Genomic DNA, 3,391 nt, shown 5'->3' with positions numbered 1-3,391 from the left:
GGAAAGGCGGCGTGGCGGAGGACGGCGACGCATCCGCCGAATCAGCACCCAGGAGTACTTCACGACGACCGCGGCCAACAGGATCAGCTGCGCCCACCGGAACCACTCCGGGGCGAAGTCCAGTGCCACGAAGGGATGTGGATGCGCCTGCGCGTAGGTCAGCGCGGTTGCCGCGTTGACGACGCCGTGACCAAGCACGTCGACCCCGCTCACTGGTTGCGCGGTGCGCAGTATCGCCGCTTGCGTAGCCGCCGCGGTCGCTCCATGTGCGCGTAACAGCGCCGCAACGCCACTGACGAATGGAGTAGCCATGGAGGTGCCGTCGAGTTGGCCGGTACCGTCGGTTCCGTTCGGAAACAGCGTGGTCGGATATGACGGAGCCGTCGACCAGATTCCAACGTCAGGCGCGGCGACCTCAGCCGGGCCCCCCAGTTGGTGAACGATGCCGGGTGCTGATTTTCGTCGACCGCGGCAACGGTTATTACCGGCACTCCAGACTTATAGACCTGCAAGTGCTGGTGCTCGTTGCCCGACGAAGCCTCTGGCCGTCTCGTCTCGCCGATCACCCGGTGTCCCGGTCACGCCCATCCCGCCGCCTCGGTCGAACGCCTTGTGACCCATCACCTGTGCGTCCATGGTCACAAGCACCTGGTGAACAGGCAACGCCAGCACCACACCATCCGCGATCAGCAGAATTGGCGTGATTGCGCCTAAGGCGACGGGCGCCAGACGTGGCCTCCGACAAGGTGGCATCGGCAAGACCACCCGATCAAGCGGGAAGGCTTCGGCGACGTAGAACGTTAAGGTAGTGCTTACTTAAGGAGTGACACGATGACGACAGCAACAACCGCTCGCGCAGTGCTAGCCGGTGGCTGCTTTTGGGGGATGCAAGACCTGATCCGCAAGGTGCCCGGGGTGATCTCGACCCGGGTTGGATACTCCGGCGGTGATGTGCCCAATGCGACGTATCGCCATCACGGCAACCACGCCGAGGCGATCGAGATCATCTTCGATCCTGCGCGGCTCTCTTACCGGGACCTGCTGGAGTTCTTCTTCCAGATCCACGACCCGACGACAAGGAACCGTCAGGGCAACGACATTGGCGCGAGTTACCGGTCGGCCATCTTCTACACCGACGACGAGCAGAAGCGGATCGCCGAGGAGACAATCGCCGACGCTGAGGCCTCGGGCCTGTGGCCGGGCAAGATCGTCACAGAGGTTACCGCGGCCGGCCCGTTCTGGGAGGCCGAGCCTGAGCACCAGGACTACCTGGAGCGCTACCCGAACGGCTACACCTGCCACTACGTGCGCCCGCGGTGGCGCCTCGAGCACCGGCAGGGCTCTGCCGGCGCAGGCGGCGGCGCTCAGTAGCGCTGAATGATCTTGAACCTGGCGCTGCCGGGCAGCGCCAGGTCCAGGATAGTAGGGGAACGGGCATCCATCGAGATGATCTTGGATTTGGCGCGCGCTGGGAGCCTGTTGCGTAATCCGCGCTGGTGAGTGCCGGTGGTGGTGGGTTGGTGGTTGGTCAGGTTGGGTTGGCCGCGAGCAGGGTGTGGAGGCGGAGGAGGTTGGTGACGGCGGCGGCGAAGCGGTATTCGCTGCGGGCGGCGGTGATTCCGCGGCGGGTGAAGGTGCGGAGTCCGCGGCGGTCTTTGAGGTGGGCGTGGACGGGTTCGACGAGGGCGGCGCGTCGTCGGTAGCGGGCGGCGCCGGCGGGGGTGCGCAGTCGGTGGTTCATGCGTTGCCACGCGGTGGCGTGGGATGGCGGGTCGCCGTGGGCGGGGTGGGTGCGGGCGGCGTGGTGGAGTTCGCGGCCGGTGCCGAGGGCGATGAGCCGGTCCGGTCCGGGGCTGGTGAGGTTGGTGGTGCTGGCGTAGCCGGCGTCGGCGAGCACGGTGCCGAGGCGGCTGCGGCGGCCGGTGGCGCGGCGGATCGCGCGGGCAGCGTCGGATGCCTGGTCGATCATCGGCGCCCAGCTGCGGTAGTCGGTGGGGTGGTGGTGTAGGTCGGCGGCCAGGATGAGGTAGTCGGCGCTGACCACCAGTTGGCCGTTGTAGCCCTGCACCCAGCCGTGCCGGGTGGGCATGATCCGCGAGTCGGGGTCGGTCAGGTTACGGGTGGCGTCCTTGGGTGAGTGTGCGGCGTGGCGGGCTCGGGTCAGGTTCGCTTCGGCGCGGGCGAGCCGGGCCGCGGCGGCCCGCACGTCGTAGTGCTGCTCGACCGGCACCATCCGGCCGGATAGTCCGCGACCACCGTCGGCTTGGATGAGCTGCTGCCAGCGGGCCCGTTCGGCGTTGCGTTCGGCCACCACGGCCCGGGTGTCAGCCAGGTGCTGCTGGGCCCGTTCGACCCGTTCGGTAGCCCGCCGGGTCTGTTCGCTGCCGGCCGATGCGGCTTCCCGTTCGGCGGCGATGTCATCCAGCATCGCCTTGATCCGCGCGGCCCGGCCGGTCGGGTCGGCCAACTGTGGTGGTAGCTCGTCACCGCGCCGGTCACCGTAGAGCCCGTCCTCGGCGGCGTCGACCGCGGCCGCATCGGCCAGAATGTCGGCGGCGATCTGCCGCAGCCGTGATTCGCTGCGGTTAGCGGACAGGGCCGCGTTCGCGGCGATCTTCGTCCCATCGATCGCGATCGTGCCGACCCGCCCCATCCCGGCCCGGGCACACAGCATGAGCACCTGCTCGAATAATCCGCTCAGGCCGGTCTCGTGCTCGGCCCGGAACCGGGCGATCGTGCTGTGATCGGGCACGTCTTGCGCGCACACGATCCGAAACGCCACATCGGTGCGGCACAGCCGTTCGATCTGCCGACTCGACCGCTGCCCCACCGCGTAGGCGTAGATCAACAAACCGACCAGCATCACCGGGTCATACGCCGCCCGACCCGCACCCCCCAGCCGACGCCGCCCCCGAAACACCGTCACATTCAGGCCGGCCACCGCATCCAGCACAAACCACACCAGATGATCAGCCGGCAACCACTCCCGCATATCCGGCGGCAACACAAACTGCTGACCCCGATCCACCGGCCGAAACCCCTTAGCCACAACAAGATCATTCAAAACATTGACGACCAGCCACCGAAGGCGCGCCGATTCTGCAACAGGCTCAATTAGGTCGACAAGTCCAAGATCATCGACTGGAAAAGCGTCGATCACGTCGGCGAGCGTGTCGTTGTATTAGGGCCATCGTGGCCCCACCGACGGCCACGGCCAGCACGTGCCCGGTTGAGGTCATGTCCGGCGCGATGAGAAACGGAACCAGCACGCAGAGGCTGACGGCCAGCAGACCCACCAGCCGGGCCCGGCCAACCAGCAACAGCACACTGGCGGTCAGCACGGCGTACATCACGTACGACACGCCGACGTCGGGACGTTCGGCCGACGACG

The 3,391-nt window shown here is 67.3% G+C and carries 4 protein-coding genes; 1 reads left to right on the top strand and 3 read right to left on the bottom strand.

Translation table 11 applies throughout. The annotated features are described in order from the left end of the window. The coding region (locus tag VGJ14_17695; protein HEY2834263.1) for a hypothetical protein at positions 1 to 213 on the bottom strand (213 nt) is incomplete at its 3' end. A 618-nt stretch (positions 214 to 831) separates the two neighbouring features. Here VGJ14_17695 and msrA point away from each other — a divergent pair. Further along, positions 832 to 1,371 carry a peptide-methionine (S)-S-oxide reductase MsrA gene (gene msrA, locus VGJ14_17690; GenBank protein HEY2834262.1) on the top strand — a complete coding sequence of 180 codons (540 nt, stop codon included), beginning with the start codon at positions 832 to 834 and terminating at the stop codon, positions 1,369 to 1,371. Between the two features lie 157 nt (positions 1,372 to 1,528). Here msrA and VGJ14_17685 read toward each other — a convergent pair whose 3' ends face one another. Together VGJ14_17685 and VGJ14_17680 are read right to left on the bottom strand one after the other, a co-directional pair. Next, positions 1,529 to 3,049, bottom strand: a complete 1,521-nt coding sequence (locus VGJ14_17685; protein HEY2834261.1) for a transposase — start codon at positions 3,047 to 3,049, stop codon at positions 1,529 to 1,531. An 85-nt stretch (positions 3,050 to 3,134) separates the two neighbouring features. Continuing rightward, positions 3,135 to 3,391, bottom strand: a 257-nt coding sequence (locus VGJ14_17680; GenBank protein ID HEY2834260.1) for a hypothetical protein, incomplete at its 5' end; no start/stop codon positions are given.

The organism is Sporichthyaceae bacterium, assembly GCA_036493475.1.
Classification (GTDB): Bacteria; Actinomycetota; Actinomycetes; order Sporichthyales; family Sporichthyaceae; genus DASQPJ01.
This window is presented reverse-complemented; position numbering and strand designations above follow the sequence as displayed.

Coding starts and splice junctions, on each gene's coding strand:
- msrA (HEY2834262.1), top strand. CDS start 832: ATGACGACAGCAACAACCGCTCGCGCAGTGCTAGCCGGTGGCTGCTTT.